Below are 13,460 nucleotides of genomic sequence, written 5' to 3'. Positions count from 1 at the left end.
GGCCGGAGCGGCCCGGGGGACCACGGTCCCTTCCCGTCTTCGCGCTCCGCCGGTACTCATGGGTACGACTCGTGTTACTACCGGACGCGCCGCCCTTCCGCCCCCCGCATCGCCCGGGGAAGGAGAAGGGCAGATGTCGGAGTCGACGCCGAGGGGCGGGCGGATCAGCAGGAGGGCGTTCATCGCCGCAGCGGGTGCGGCCGGAGCCGGGTTCATGCTCTACGCCGTCACGTCGGGTGGGGAGCGCGTCGCGCTCGCACAGATCCCGGGCGGCACCCTGCCGCCCGGCGACGTGCCGAAGTTCATCACGCCGCTGCTCGTCCCGCCCGTGATGCCGCGGGCGGGGATCATCCCGCAGCCCGGCGGGAAGCCGGTCGACTACTACGAGATCTCGGTACGGCAGTTCGAGCAGCAGATCCTCCCGGTGACCCTGCCGGCCACGACGGTCTGGGGATACGGCGCCGTCTCGAGCCAGGGGAAGAAAGGGCTGCTCCTGCACAACGCGCCGTCGCTCACGATCGAGTCGAAATGGGGCCGGCCGGTCCGGGTGAAGTGGATCAACGACCTCGTCGACGAGGACGGAGGGTTCCTGCCCCACCTGCTCCCCGTCGATCCGACGCTGCACTGGGCGAATCCGCCGGGCGGCGACGCCGGCCGGGACACGCGGCCGACGTTCGCGAGCACGCCCGGCGCCTACACCGGGCCGGTGCCCCTCGTCACCCACCTGCACGGCGCGGTGGGGGTGGGTGACGAGAGCGATGGGTATCCCGAGGCCTGGTACCTGCCCGCGGCCGGCGACATCCCCGCCGGGTACGCGACCGAGGGCACCTGGCACGACTTCTTCGCGGGCAAGGCGGCCGACGCATTCGGCGCGACCTGGGGCCCGGGGTACGTGGTGTTCCAGTACCCCAACGACCAGCGCGAGTCGACGCTCTGGTACCACGACCACTCGCTCGGCCTGACGCGGTTGAACGTGTACGCCGGTCCCGCGGGCTTCTTCCTCGTCCGCGGCGGCCCCGAGGGCGAGAAGGCGGTCCTCGACGCCCGCGACGGCTCGACCGCGGTGCTGCCGTCGCCCGCGCCGATGGAGGGCGACAAGTTCCCGCCCAACAAGACGTACTACGAGATCCCGATCGTGATCCAGGATCGCTCGTTCGACGTCGACGGCTCGCTCTTCTACCCCGACACCCGGCGGTTCTTCGACGAGATCGTCGCGGACTACATCCCAGCCGGCGAGTTCTCGCCGATCTGGCAGCCGGAGTTCTTCGGCAACATGATGACCGTCAACGGCAACACGTGGCCGTTCCACGGCGTCGAGCAGCGCCGCTACCGCCTGCGGTTCCTGAACGGGTGCCAGTCGCGGTTCCTCATCCTCGACTTCGGCGCCATCCCCGGGGTGGAGGTGTGGCAGGTCGGCAACGAGGGCGGCTTCCTCGACGCGCCGGTGGACCTCACCGCCGACCACGGGGGCCGGCTGCTCCTGGGCCTCGCGGAGCGCGCCGACCTCATCGTCGACTTCACGAACGTGCCCGCCGGTCCATACCTTTTGAAGAACGTCGGACCGGACGAGCCCTTCGGCGGCGGCGAACCGGGCATCGACTTCGACCCGGCGGATCCCGACTCGACCGGCCAGGTGATGGTGTTCCTCGTACGGCCCGCGACCGGTCCCGACCCGACCACCCCGCCGAAGTACCTCGTCCTGCCGCCGGTGACGCACCTCCCCGCCGAGGGCGGCACGCGCACGCTCGCGCTCATCGAGGAGTCGGCCGTCGGCGAGGACTCGACCGGGGCACCCGTCGAGGGCCCGGTCGCCGCCCTCCTCGGCGACGTCGCATCGGGCGTCTGGACGAAGCGCCTCTGGGCCGACCCGGTGACCGAGAACCCGTCACTCGGTGCGACCGAGGTCTGGGAGTTCGTGAACACGACGGCGGATGCCCATCCCATGCACGTGCACGAGGTCGCGTTCGAGGTCGTGGATCGCGAGGGGCTCGTGCTGTCCGGCGGCGAGGTCGCGCAGCCCGTGCAGCCCGACGGCCACGTCAGGCTCCCGGAACCCTGGGAGACCGGGTTCAAGGACACCGTCATCGCGTACCCCGGCGAGGTCACGCGCGTGCGGGCGCAGTTCGATCGCCCGGGCCGGTTCGTCTGGCACTGCCACATCGTCGAGCACGAGGACAACGAGATGATGCGGCCGTTCCGCGTCGGTCCGGAGGAGCCGGGCGCCCCGGCCTAGTCGGCACGCGACGGGCCGGTGCGGAGCCGAAGCCCCGCACCGGCCCGTCGGGCGGCCGTGCCCCGGGCTCAGCCCGCGACGCGCTCGATCCGCATCTCGAGGCCAGCGAACGAGACGGAGCCGCTCGGCGTCGCCCAGGCGCGCGTCTGCGGCACCCGGGTGAGCGTCGTGCGGAACTGCGGGTCCTCCTCGATGCTCGTGCCGCTCGCGGCGCGCGCGCTCGACGCGACGGTCTCGCGGGCGAGGTCGCGGAGGGAGTAGGTGCCGCCCTCGCCCTCGAGCGAGTCCCAGACGTCCGAGACGTCGGCGACCGGCCCAGCCGTCGGCCGGACCGCGGTCGAGCCGTCCGCCGTGAGCACCCGGCCCCGCTTCAGGTTGATCCCGTCGCCGGCCGTGGCGTAGCTCCAGCGGACGCCGGTGACGCCGCCGTCCTGCTCCAGCGCCGCGCCGAGGTCGAGCAGCGACGCGCCGTGCTCGCCGATGACGCGGCCCACGCCGGTGGTGCGGTCCAGCACCACGGCGGTCGTCTCGTCGATGCCGAGGACCAGGTCGTGGCCGGTCTCGAGGCCGAGCTTCACCGCTCGGCCCTGGCGGCCCCAGGTGGTGAAGTGGCTGTCGATCTGGACGCCCTCGACGAAGCCGAAGCCGCCCGAGGGCAGGTAGCCGAGCTCGGTCGGGTCGTCGAGGTACCCGGCCTGCGCGCCGTCGCGCCACGCCTCGTAGGACTCGCCGCCGGTGACCATGTCCGGCCCCTGCTGGATGGTCAGCCCGGCGCTCACGCCGGCGACCACGCCGCGGTCGGCCGCGGCGCGCAGCGCCGTGAGCACGGGAGTGTCGGTGCACGAGGTGAAGGCCTCGAGCGGCGCCGGGTCGCAGTCCTGCAGGGTGCGGACGTAGCGCATCTGGTCGCCGCCGCCGAAGAAGACCCCGGTGGCGGTGGCGAGCTCGGCGACGACGGCGGGGTCGTCGGCGCGGTCGGGCGTGTAGGCATCGCCCGGGTAGTCGACCGCGGTGTCGACGGGGACGGCGTACGTCTCGGCACCGAACTGCTGGAACAGGTCCGAGTAGTACAGGCCGTTCGCGGCGGCGTTGTTCAGGGACGAGTCGGCCGCCTGCTCCGGCGTGCGCGCCGTGCGCGCCGCGGCGGTCACGATCGCGATGCGGGCCTTCTCGGGTCCGGCGCCGTCCGGATCCGCCAGGTCGACGATGGCCTGCAGGATCTCGGCGTTCTCGTCGAGGTTGCCGCCGATCAGCACGGCGTGGGGGTGGGGTTCGTGGCCGGGCGTCATGGGCGCGGCCACGGCGGGCGATGCCGTGAGTGCGAGCACGGCGACGGTGCCGGCCGCGATCGGCAGTGGGGCGATGCGCATCGGGGATGCCTCCTTGGAATGAGCGTTACAAATCCGGGTGCTTCGCGCCGTACGCTAACGCACGCTACGGCCGATGGGAAGGGCTCCGAGGCAAGATGTCCGCGACGAGCAGCCACGGTGGGTGTTTGTTACAGATTGAAAAAGTACTAGCAATTCTGAAATGTCTGTTACATACTCGACCCACCCGTTCCACCGCACCCCCGACCAAGAAGGGCCGTCCATGATCGCCACCACCACGCCCCTCCGCACGGCGCTCGCCGTCGCGGGACTCTCCGGTGCCGTCCTCCTCGCCGGTTGCAGCGCCGCAGGCACCGCGGCCGAGCCCGACGAGGGCGCCGCCGTCGAGGTCGCCGGCATCGAGATCGGCGTCGACGAGGCCGCCGCCGAGCTCCTCCCCGCCGACATCGCGGAGGCCGGCACCGTCAAGGTCGCCACCGACGCGCCCTACGCCCCGTTCGAGATGTTCGAGGAGGAGGGCTCGGACGTGCTCACCGGCGTCGACGTCGACCTCGGCCACGCGATCGGCGCGAAGCTCGGTATCGACTTCGAGTTCGAGCAGCAGGCCTTCGACGGCATCATCCCCGCGCTGCAGGCCGGAAACTTCGACGCCACGATCAGCGCGATGACCTCGAGCGTCGAGCGCATGGAGGTGCTCACGTTCATCGACTACTCGGCCTCCGGCACCGGCATCCTCACTTCGGCCGGCAACCCCGAGGGCATCGAGGGCTTCCTCGACCTGTGCGGCCAGTCGGTCGCGGTCCAGGCGGCGACCAGCCAGGTCGACCTCGTGAACGACGTCTGGCAGGGCGAGTGCGAGGCCGCCGACCTCGACCCGATCGAGCTCAGCGAGTTCCCGTCCGACGCCGATGCGCAGCTGGCGATCACCAGCGGCAAGGCCGTCGCGTCGCTGCTCACCAAGCCCAGCGCCGGGTACGTCGCCAAGACCACGAACGACGGCGCCACCTTCGAGGTCGTCGAGGACGCCGACGCGCCCAACGGCTACGACGCGACCCTCAACGGCATCGGGGTGCTCAAGGCGAACGAGGACCTCGCAGAGGCCATCCGGGCCGCGCTGCAGTCGCTCATCGACGACGGCACCTACGAGGCCATCCTCGACCAGTACGGCGTCACCGGCATCGGCATCGACGAGGCCACCATCAACGGCGCCGCCGCCGAGTGACCACCACGGTCACGACCGACACGGAAGCTCCATCCATGACCGCAACGCAGCCGTCATCCACGGCGGCGCCCGCCGGACCCCAGGGGTCCGCGGGCGCCGCCCGCCCCGGCCCCATCGAGGCCGTCCCCGTCCGCCACCCCGGCCGCTGGATCGCCGCGGTGCTGGTCCTCCTCATCGGCATCGGATCGATGGCGTCGATCCTGCAGAACCCCAACCTCGACCTGCCCACGGTGGGCGAGTACCTCTTCAAGCCGCTCACGCTGAACGGCGTGCTCATCACCATCTGGCTCACGGTCGCGTCGATGGTCATGGGCGTGCTCGGCGGCATCGTCATCGCGGTCATGCGGCTCTCGCCGAACCCGGTGCTGTCGGTCGCCGCCATGCTCTTCATCTGGGTGTTCCGCGGCACGCCGCTGATCCTGCAGCTCATCTTCTGGGGCTTCATCGGCGCCTTCATCCCGAAGATCGCCCTCGGCATCCCGTTCACCTCGGTCGAGTTCTGGTCGATCGACACGAGCGACCTGATCCCCGCGACGGTCGCGGCGCTGCTCGCGCTCGGGCTCAACGAGATGGCGTACGCCGCCGAGATCGTGCGGGCCGGCATCCAGTCGGTCGACCGCGGCCAGACCGAGGCCGCGCACTCGCTCGGCATGTCGCCGAGCCGGACGCTGCGCCGCATCGTGCTCCCGCAGGCCATGCGCGTGATCATCCCGCCGATGGGCAACGAGACCATCACCATGCTCAAGAGCACCGCCCTCGTCGCGATCGTGGCCGGCGACGACCTCATGTCGAACATCCGCGAGGCGTACACGCAGAACTACAAGATCATCCCGCTGCTGATCGTCGCGGCGATCTGGTACCTCGCGCTCACCTCGATCCTGTCGGTCCCGCAGATGTGGCTCGAACGCCGCTACGGCCGGGGCTTCGACGGCGCCCGCCCCAGCCTCGGGTCGCGCGTCACGACGTTCACGCAGAGCATCGCGCTGCCGGCGAGCCGGTCGCGTGCCTCGAAGAAGGGAGCGGACGCATGACCGCCACCATCCCCCAGGCGACCCCGGCGGCCGCGACCGCGGCCCGCCCGATGGTCGAGGCCACCGACGTGCACAAGCGCTTCGGCAGCCTCGAGGTGCTGAAGGGCATCACGATGTCGGTCGAGCGCGGTCAGGTCGTGTGCCTGCTCGGCCCGTCCGGCTCGGGCAAGTCGACCTTCCTCCGCTGCATCAACCACCTCGAGCAGATCGACGCGGGGATGATCCGGGTCGCCGGCGAGACGGTCGGCTATCGCGAGCGCAACGGCAAGCTGTACGAGCTGCGCGAGAAGGAGGTCGCCGCCCAGCGCCGCAAGGTCGGCATGGTGTTCCAGCGCTTCAACCTGTTCCCGCACATGACCGCGCTCGAGAACGTGATCGAGGCGCCCGTGCAGGTCGCCCGGCTCCCGCGCGCGGCGGCCAGGGAGCGCGCGATGGACCTGCTCGCACGGGTGGGGCTGGCCGACAAGGCCGGCACCTACCCGGCCCAGCTCTCGGGCGGCCAGCAGCAGCGCGTGGCGATCGCCCGCGCGCTCGCCATGGAACCCGAGGTCATGCTGTTCGACGAGCCCACCTCGGCGCTCGACCCCGAGCTCGTGGGCGACGTGCTCGACGTGATGCGGGGACTCGCGGAGTCGGGGATGACGATGATCGTCGTCACGCACGAGATCGGCTTCGCCCGCGAGGTCGGCGACGTCGCGGTGTTCATGGACGGCGGCGTCGTGGTCGAGTCCGGCGACCCGTCGCAGGTCCTCGGCGACCCGCGCGAGGAGCGCACGCGGTCCTTCCTCTCGAAGGTGCTCTGACGTGGCGGGAACGACGGCGCGCACGGCGCCGGTGCGCACGGCGCCCACGGCGCCCACCGCGCCCACCGTCGAGGCGCTCCGGCGGAGCGCCCGGGCGGGCGACCCCCGCTTCCGGGACGACCTCGCGAGCCTCGTCGGCATCGACTCCGGCTCGCTCGACGCCGACGGCGTCGCGAAGGCCGGGGCCTGGGTCGCGGATGCGCTCGCGGAGGACGGCTTCGCCACGGAGGTGATCCCGACGCCTGAGGTCGACGGATGCCGCTACGGCCCCGTCGTCGTCGGTCGTCGCCGTGGCGGCGGCCGTGCCCGCATCGTGCTGTTCGCCCACCTCGACACCGTGTTCCCCGCGGGGACCGCCTCGGCGCGACCGTTCCGCATCGACGGCGACCGAGCCTTCGGGCCCGGCGTGTGCGACGACGTCGCCGGCATCGCGGCCGGCCTCGCCGCCGCGCGCGTGCTGCGCGGGCTCGGGTACGAGGGGTACGGCGAGCTGGTGCTCGTGTTCACGCCGGACGAGGAGGTCGGTTCGCCGGCGAGCCGCGACATCCTCGCCGGCATCGTCGACGGAGCCGATGCGGCCCTCTGCCTCGAGTGCGCCCGCGAGAACGGCGACCTCGTGGTCGCCCGCAAGGGCGTGGCCGACGTGCTCGTCGACATCCGCGGCCGGGCCGCGCACTCGGGCGTCGAGCCGGAGCGGGGCGTGAACGCGGCGCTCGAGGCCGCGCGATTCGCGCTCGACGTGGCCGCGCTCGCCGACCCCGCGGCGGGGCTGACCGTGAACGTCGGCCGCATGTGCGCCGGGTCGCGGGCGAACATCGTGCCCGAGTCCGCCGAGCTCCACCTCGAGGTGCGCGCGGCCGACCTCGTCTCGCTCACCCGCACGCTCGACGCGATCGACGCCCGTGCGGCCGCCCCGGCGCTCGATGGAGCCCGCATCGTCGCGACGCGCCTGGACGTGTGCCCGCCGCTCGAGTCCGCCGCCACGGAAGACCTCGCGGGTGTCGCCCTCGAGGTCGGCGAGCGGCTCGGGCTCCGGTTCGGCCTCGCCGCGACCGGCGGCGCCTCCGATGCGAACTTCGTCGCCCGGCTGGGGGTGCCCACGCTCGACGGGCTCGGACCGGTCGGCGGCGGCGACCACGGTCCCGACGAGTGGCTCGACCTGGCGACGGCGCCCGAGCGGATCGCGCTGCTCTCCGGCCTCGTCGTGGCGATCGCCGAAGGGGGGTCGCTACGGTGAGACTCGGACGGACCGAGGGGAGCACGGCGATGGCAGCAGCGGACACGTCGGTCTCGGTGGCCGAGGCGATCCGGCGCGGGATGGCCGACTGCACACCGGCCGAGCGCCGCGTCGCGCGGGTGCTCCTGTCGTCGTACCCCTCCGCGGGCTTCGAGACCGTCGCGAAGCTCGCGGCCCGGGCGGGCGTGAGCGGGCCCACGGTGCTGCGCTTCGCGAACCGCCTCGGCTACCGCGGCTTCCCCGACTTCCAGCGGGCGCTGCGCGAGGACCTCGACGAGCGGTCGGCGTCACCGCTGCAGCTCTTCGGACGGCAGTCCTCGACGCCCGAGACCGACGAGAGCACGGCGCTCGGGCGCGCGGCGGCCATCACGCGCGACACCCTCGAGCGCACGTTCTCCTCGCTCTCGCCGGACGAGTTCGCGCGCGCGGTCGAACTGCTCGCCGGTCCGCGCGGGCACCTGCTCGTTGCGGGCGGCCGCTACAGCGGCCTCCTCGCGCGGTACCTCGCCCAGCACCTCCAGCTGCTGCGCGAGGGCGTCACGATGCTCCCGGGAGCGGATGCGGGTCGCGCCGATGCGGTGGCCGTACTGCACCGCGGCGACACCGTGGTGCTGTTCGACTACCGCCGCTACGAGGAGCCCACGCAGCGGCTCGCGCGCGCGGCGAAGGCGCGGCGTGCCACGGTGGTGCTGTTCACCGACTCGTGGCTCTCGCCCATCGCGAGCGAGGCCGACGTGGTCCTGCCCAGCGAGACCGCGGCGCCCTCCGCCTTCGACGCGATGACGCCGGTGCTCGCGCTCATCGAGGCCGTGATCGCGGAGTGCTTCGCGCGGCTCGGGGACGCGGCATCCGAGCGGATGGGGCGGGTCGAGCAGGCCGGTCGCGAGCTCGAGCTGTACTGACCGCCCGGTTCGGACGCGTCGGCCGGGCGGTGGCTGTGAAGCTCCCGTGAGCGCTCCGCGGGTTCGCCCCCCGCGCTTGGCGTGCGCCGCGTCGTCATGGTGTCATCGAAGCGGAGGGGAGTAGTCCCCGAAGGATGCGTCGTCAATCCGGGCCCTCGGCCCCGGCGCATCCGGGCCGCACGGGCCCGGTCGCAGGCCGCCCGCGCGACGCCCGGACGAGACCTCCGGTTGCCACTCGACAACTGGAGGACACCGTGGACATCCCCCTCTTCGCCTGGTTCGCCGTGCTCGGCGCGATCGTCGCCATGCTCGCGATCGACCTGTTCGCCCACCGCAGGGCGCACGTCATCGGCGTGCGCGAAGCGCTCGGCTGGTCGATCGCCTGGGTGCTCGCCGGGGTCACCTTCGGCATCGTGGTCTGGAACGCGTGGGGCGCCGAAGCCGGCCAGCAGTACTTCGCCGGCTACCTGATCGAGAAGTCGCTCGCCGTCGACAACGTGTTCGTCTGGGCGCTCGTCTTCGCCTCGTTCGCCGTCCCGCGCGAGCTGCAGCACCGGGTCCTCTTCCTCGGCGTGCTCGGCGCGCTCGTCTTCCGCGGGATCTTCATCGCGGCCGGTGCCGCGCTCATCGAGGAGTTCGCCTGGATCCTCTACGTGTTCGCGGCGTTCCTGATCGTGACCGGCATCCGGATGCTGCTGCAGCGCGAGCAGCACGTCGAGCCCGAGCGGTCGCGCACGCTCCGGCTGTTCCGGCGGGTCGTGCCCATGACCGACGCCTACCACGGGCCGCGATTCCTCATCCGGCGCGCGGGCGCGATCGTCGCGACGCCGCTGCTCGCGGTGCTCGTGCTCGTCGAGGTGACCGACATCGTGTTCGCGGTCGACTCGATCCCCGCGATCTTCGCGGTCACGACCGAGCCGTTCCTGGTCTTCACCGCGAACGCGTTCGCGATCCTCGGCCTGCGCGCGATGTACTTCCTCCTCGCCGACCTCATGCACCGGTTCCGGTACCTCACGGCCGGCCTCGCGCTGGTGCTCGTCTGGGTCGGCGCGAAGATGGCCCTCCTCGAGGTCGTGAAGATCCCGACCTGGCTCTCGCTCACCGTGGTGGTGGCGATCCTGGCGGTCGCGATCGGCGCGTCGCTCGTCGCGACCCGCGGGCAGGGCCGCCACGAGGTCGAGGCCGCGCCCGCCGGGGCGTTCCGTCCGGCCACCCCGGCCGAGCTCGCCGAGGCCGAGCCGCTCTTCCGCCGGCGGCGCGACGACCGCCCCGGAATCCCCGGCCGAGAGCGGGCGGGCACCCGCGAGCCGGTGGAGCGCCGCTAGCCGTCGACGCGCCCAGTCAGCCGCCGCACGCCCTCGATCACGGCCCGGTGCGTCTGGACGGCGCCGAGGATGCGGAAGTGCCCGGCGACGGGGACGCGGATGTTCGTCGCGCCCTCGAGCAGGCTCCCGTCCGGCACGTGGGGGTCGAACCGCCCGAACACCGACACGATGCGGGCGTTCACCGACGTCGCGCTGCCGAGCAGCACGATCGTCTCGTCGCTCGGCAGCAGCGCCCGCACGCTCGGGTCGAGGATGAGCCGCGCCATCCGGGAGCCGGCGAACGGCGTGCAGATCGCCACGAGCCCGCGCACGCCGTCGTTCCCGCCGCTCGCACCCGTGCCGTCGTGATCGGAGACGAGGAGCTGCTTCGCCACCAGTCCGCCCTTGCTGTGCGCGACGATCACGCGCCCGGCGGGCGGGGCGGGCCGCCGCGCGAGCGCCCGGCCGAGCCGCCCCGCGGTGTCCGGGATGCCGCGCCGGTTGGTGCCGAGGCCGTGCACGACGCGCACGCGGTACCCGGACCGGCTGAGCGTGTCGCCGAGCGGACGGAGGAAGGACCAGTGCTCGTAGATCCCGGGCAGCAGCAGCACCTCGGGCAGGTCGTCGCGCCCGGTCGACCAGGCGCGCGGCGGCATCCAGCCCTCCACGACGACGGCGGCGTGCCGGACCCCGGCGTAGAGGTAGTCGCGGGCCCACCACCACGCCTTCGCGATGCGCGACGGCGCCTCCGGATCAGATACCCGGGCCACCTCGTGCCCGACGTGCTCGCCACGGGCGTGACGCGAAACGAGGTCGGCGACGTGGGCGCCCGCGGTGACCATGGTCTCGTGCCCGCGGTCGGCGACTTCGACGTAGCGCCCGTAGGGGAGCAGGCGCGCCACCTGCTCCGCCCACCCTCGGGGCGCGAGCCGGTCGTGCTCGCCGCGGACGACGAGCGCGGGAGCCCGGACGTCCGGCAGCACGAGCTCGATGCGGTGCTCGAGCATGCACCGCAGCTTGCGGAAGTACCATCGCGGGCCCGCCTGCAGGTACGAGTGCAGACCCAGAGCGATGACCTTCGGCCGGGTGAGCGAGGGGTCCTCGAGCAGGCGGATGCCCTGCATGAGGGCCGACCGCTCCCGCGGATTGACGGTCGGCGCGATGAGCACGACCGCATCGACGAGCTCGGGCCGCTGGGCGGCGGCCTCGGCGACCACCTGCGTGCCCATCGAGTGGCCGACGAGCACGACCGGCCCGCCGTCGCGCTCGGCCTCGACGAGCGCCGCGAGGTGCTCGCCCGACTCGCGCATCGAGTGCGGGGACGGGGGTTCCGGCGCGTCGCCGAAGCCCGGCAGGTCGAGCGCGAGCACCCGCCCCTCACGGGCGAGCGCGTCGGCGAGGTCGGACCAGTAGCGGTGACCCATGCCGATGCCGTGCACGAGCACGAACGTCGGGCGGCCGGCGCCGGACTCGGTGATCACCGTCACCGCGTCGCCGCGGCGGAACTCGCGGGTCCGCGACATCCGCACCCCCTCCCCGCTTCGATCATGCCGGATGCCGCGCCGTCCGCCGGCGTCGGCCGCGTCGCGCTCAGTCGATCAGGCCGGATGCCGCGAGCCGACGCAGCACCTCGACGCCCGCCGGCGGGCAGCGGCCGGCGTCGGCCGTGCCGACCCAGTGCACGGCGCCGACCTCGGCGGACGGGACGGGTTCGTCGTCGGTCTCGGCGAGGAACACGTGCATGCGCACGTGCCGTCCCTCACCCTGTCCGTGCGCGAGCTCGCGCACCGTGAACGCCTCGACGAGCCCCGCCGGGTCGAGCACGAGGCCGACCTCCTCGAGCGCCTCGCGCGCCGCCGCCTCGGCGGGCGTCTCGCCCGGGTCGAGCTTGCCGCCCGGCATGTAGTGCACCTCGCGGTCGCGCGCCGTGACCATGAGCACGCGTCGCTCGCGCACGAGGGCGATGGCGGCGACGTGCAGGTCGGGCAGCGGCATCGCTCCAGCGTAGGCGTCGGCGCCCGCGCGGTGCCGACGCGTCGATGCGGGTCGCCTGCGCGAGTGGACGAGCCTGCCAATCGTGCCCAAGGGCGTGCTCCATCCGGATGACGCCGAGCGCGCGATCGACCACGGCGTCGACGGCATCGTGGTCTCCAACCACGGCGGTCGGCAGGTCGACGGCTCGATCGCCTCGCTCGACGCGCTGCCCTCGGTCGCGGCGCGCGTCGAGGGCCGGGTCCCGATCATCCTCGACAGCGGCGTCCGCGGCGGGGCCGACGCCGTCACGGCGCTCGCGCTCGGGGCGACGGCGGTCGGGCTCGGTCGGCCCTACGCGTACGGGCTCGCGGTCGCGGGTGAGGAGGGCGTGCGCGAGGTGCTGCGGAACCACCTCGCCGAGTTCGACCTGACGATGGCGCTCGCCGGGCACGCCTCGGTCGCCGAGATCGGAGCGGAGACCGTCCGCTCGGCGTGAGCGGTGGGCATCCGCCGGCGCGTTCCGCGGATCAGGGGTGCTGGGGCGAGGTGAAGACGTCGTGCAGCGTGACCGTCTGCAGTCCCCGTTCGGCGAGGATCTCCTGCAGCCGGGGGAGCACGTGGGTCACGGGGTCGTGGTTCAGGTGCCCGATGACGATCCGGCCCGCCCCGAACCACTCGTCCGCGAGGTCGAGGATCTGCTGCTGCGACAGCTCGCCCGAGTCGCCGAGCGAGCCGTACCAGAGGGTGGGCACGGTGTAGCCGATGGCCGCGGCCGCGGCATCCACGCGGGCGTCGTGCAGGCCGTACGGCGGGCGGAAGTAGGGTCGCGCGTCGACGCCGTACACCGACCGCAGGTAGTCGTGGTTGTGCTGCAGCTGCCACTGGATCTCGGCGTCGCTGAGGGTGGTCAGGTCGGGATGCGACCACGTGTGGTTCGCCAGCTGGATCTGCCCGCGCTCGACGAGCGGGCGGATGGCGTCGGCGTTCTCGTCCCACGACGGGTACACGCCGTTGACGAAGTACGTGAGCCGGGTGCCGCTCGAGGCGGCGAACGCCGTGTAGGCGGCGACGACGGACGAATCCGTTCCGTCGTCGACCGTCCAGGCCATCACGTCGCCCGCCTCGGCGGGAAGCTCGGTGAGGGTGGCGTCCGGCGCCGGCACGCGGTCGAGCTCGGGTGCGGGATGCGCCTCGGCGACCTCGTCGTCGCGGCGGTCCGACGCCCATCGACCGAACGCGAGGATCCCCACGACCCCGACCCCGGCCAGGAAGACGCGACGTGTGAAGCCCATGCGGGCACGCTCCTCCCCGTCGCCGTCGGAGGCGACCCCGGTGCTGTTCTACCCCTCGGGCGCCGCGGCGCTCGGTCGCGCCCTCCGCGCGGCGCGAAGCCGCGGCATCGGCGGGCCTCGCGATTTCGTAGGAT

At 72.9% G+C, this 13,460-nt stretch carries 12 protein-coding genes; 8 read left to right on the top strand and 4 right to left on the bottom strand.

What is annotated here, in order from left to right:
- Nucleotides 1-133: 133 nt before the first annotated feature.
- Nucleotides 134-2,233 carry a multicopper oxidase family protein gene (locus ABME01_RS12530; protein ID WP_353828755.1) on the top strand — a complete coding sequence of 700 codons (2,100 nt, stop codon included), beginning with the start codon at nucleotides 134-136 and terminating at the stop codon, nucleotides 2,231-2,233.
- Nucleotides 2,234-2,301: 68 nt separating this feature from the next.
- Here ABME01_RS12530 and ABME01_RS12525 read toward each other — a convergent pair whose 3' ends face one another.
- Complete coding sequence (locus ABME01_RS12525; protein WP_353828754.1) at nucleotides 2,302-3,603, bottom strand: cyanophycinase; 1,302 nt, start codon at nucleotides 3,601-3,603, stop codon at nucleotides 2,302-2,304.
- A 220-nt stretch (nucleotides 3,604-3,823) separates the two neighbouring features.
- Here ABME01_RS12525 and ABME01_RS12520 point away from each other — a divergent pair, with 220 nt between their 5' ends.
- The 6 genes from ABME01_RS12520 (at nucleotide 3,824) to ABME01_RS12495 (ending at nucleotide 10,081) form a co-directional block, all read left to right on the top strand.
- Nucleotides 3,824-4,783, top strand: coding sequence for an ABC transporter substrate-binding protein (locus tag ABME01_RS12520; RefSeq protein WP_353828753.1), 960 nt, complete (start codon nucleotides 3,824-3,826; stop codon nucleotides 4,781-4,783).
- Between the two features lie 35 nt (nucleotides 4,784-4,818).
- Nucleotides 4,819-5,814, top strand: a complete 996-nt coding sequence (locus ABME01_RS12515) for an amino acid ABC transporter permease (RefSeq protein ID WP_353828752.1) — start codon at nucleotides 4,819-4,821, stop codon at nucleotides 5,812-5,814.
- Nucleotides 5,811-6,617: an amino acid ABC transporter ATP-binding protein gene (locus ABME01_RS12510; protein WP_353828751.1), complete on the top strand. Its 807-nt coding sequence runs from the start codon at nucleotides 5,811-5,813 to the stop codon at nucleotides 6,615-6,617. Before ABME01_RS12515 ends, ABME01_RS12510 begins: the two co-directional genes overlap by 4 nt.
- Before the next feature lies 1 nt (nucleotide 6,618).
- Entirely contained in the window at nucleotides 6,619-7,854 is a 1,236-nt protein-coding gene (locus tag ABME01_RS12505) for a M20/M25/M40 family metallo-hydrolase (RefSeq protein WP_353828750.1), read from the top strand.
- A 29-nt stretch (nucleotides 7,855-7,883) separates the two neighbouring features.
- A complete protein-coding gene (locus ABME01_RS12500) occupies nucleotides 7,884-8,756 on the top strand; it encodes a MurR/RpiR family transcriptional regulator (RefSeq protein WP_353828749.1) in 873 nt (290 codons plus the stop codon).
- A 254-nt stretch (nucleotides 8,757-9,010) separates the two neighbouring features.
- On the top strand, nucleotides 9,011-10,081 hold the full coding sequence (locus tag ABME01_RS12495) for a TerC family protein (RefSeq protein WP_353828748.1): 1,071 nt from the start codon (nucleotides 9,011-9,013) through the stop codon (nucleotides 10,079-10,081).
- On the opposite strand, the gene ABME01_RS12490 is transcribed toward ABME01_RS12495, so the two are convergent.
- Nucleotides 10,078-11,583: an alpha/beta hydrolase gene (locus ABME01_RS12490; protein ID WP_353828747.1), complete on the bottom strand. Its 1,506-nt coding sequence runs from the start codon at nucleotides 11,581-11,583 to the stop codon at nucleotides 10,078-10,080. The genes ABME01_RS12495 and ABME01_RS12490 overlap by 4 nt on opposite strands.
- Before the next feature lie 67 nt (nucleotides 11,584-11,650).
- Nucleotides 11,651-12,055, bottom strand: coding sequence for an NUDIX domain-containing protein (locus ABME01_RS12485; RefSeq protein WP_353828746.1), 405 nt, complete (start codon nucleotides 12,053-12,055; stop codon nucleotides 11,651-11,653).
- 55 nt (nucleotides 12,056-12,110) lie between these two features.
- Between ABME01_RS12485 and ABME01_RS12480 the strand changes: the two genes are divergently transcribed.
- Complete coding sequence (locus ABME01_RS12480; RefSeq protein WP_353828786.1) at nucleotides 12,111-12,530, top strand: alpha-hydroxy-acid oxidizing protein; 420 nt, start codon at nucleotides 12,111-12,113, stop codon at nucleotides 12,528-12,530.
- 31 nt (nucleotides 12,531-12,561) lie between these two features.
- Here the strand turns inward: ABME01_RS12480 and ABME01_RS12475 are convergent, their stop codons facing one another.
- Entirely contained in the window at nucleotides 12,562-13,326 is a 765-nt protein-coding gene (locus ABME01_RS12475) for a polysaccharide deacetylase family protein (protein ID WP_353828745.1), read from the bottom strand.
- Between the last annotated feature and the right edge of the window lie 134 nt (nucleotides 13,327-13,460).

This window comes from Agromyces litoreus (genome assembly GCF_040496015.1).
GTDB classification, from domain to species: Bacteria; Actinomycetota; Actinomycetes; order Actinomycetales; family Microbacteriaceae; genus Agromyces; species Agromyces litoreus.
This window is presented reverse-complemented; position numbering and strand designations above follow the sequence as displayed.

What these genes read in the sequence shown, in the direction of transcription:
- ABME01_RS12485 (WP_353828746.1), bottom strand. Translation starts at nt 12,055, where the DNA reads ATGCCGCTGCCCGACCTGCACGTCGCCGCCATCGCCCTCGTGCGCGAG.
- ABME01_RS12525 (WP_353828754.1), bottom strand. Translation starts at nt 3,603, where the DNA reads ATGCGCATCGCCCCACTGCCGATCGCGGCCGGCACCGTCGCCGTGCTC.
- ABME01_RS12515 (WP_353828752.1), top strand. Translation starts at nt 4,819, where the DNA reads ATGACCGCAACGCAGCCGTCATCCACGGCGGCGCCCGCCGGACCCCAG.
- ABME01_RS12530 (WP_353828755.1), top strand. Translation starts at nt 134, where the DNA reads ATGTCGGAGTCGACGCCGAGGGGCGGGCGGATCAGCAGGAGGGCGTTC.
- ABME01_RS12510 (WP_353828751.1), top strand. Translation starts at nt 5,811, where the DNA reads ATGACCGCCACCATCCCCCAGGCGACCCCGGCGGCCGCGACCGCGGCC.
- ABME01_RS12475 (WP_353828745.1), bottom strand. Translation starts at nt 13,326, where the DNA reads ATGGGCTTCACACGTCGCGTCTTCCTGGCCGGGGTCGGGGTCGTGGGG.
- ABME01_RS12520 (WP_353828753.1), top strand. Translation starts at nt 3,824, where the DNA reads ATGATCGCCACCACCACGCCCCTCCGCACGGCGCTCGCCGTCGCGGGA.
- ABME01_RS12500 (WP_353828749.1), top strand. Translation starts at nt 7,884, where the DNA reads ATGGCAGCAGCGGACACGTCGGTCTCGGTGGCCGAGGCGATCCGGCGC.
- ABME01_RS12490 (WP_353828747.1), bottom strand. Translation starts at nt 11,583, where the DNA reads ATGTCGCGGACCCGCGAGTTCCGCCGCGGCGACGCGGTGACGGTGATC.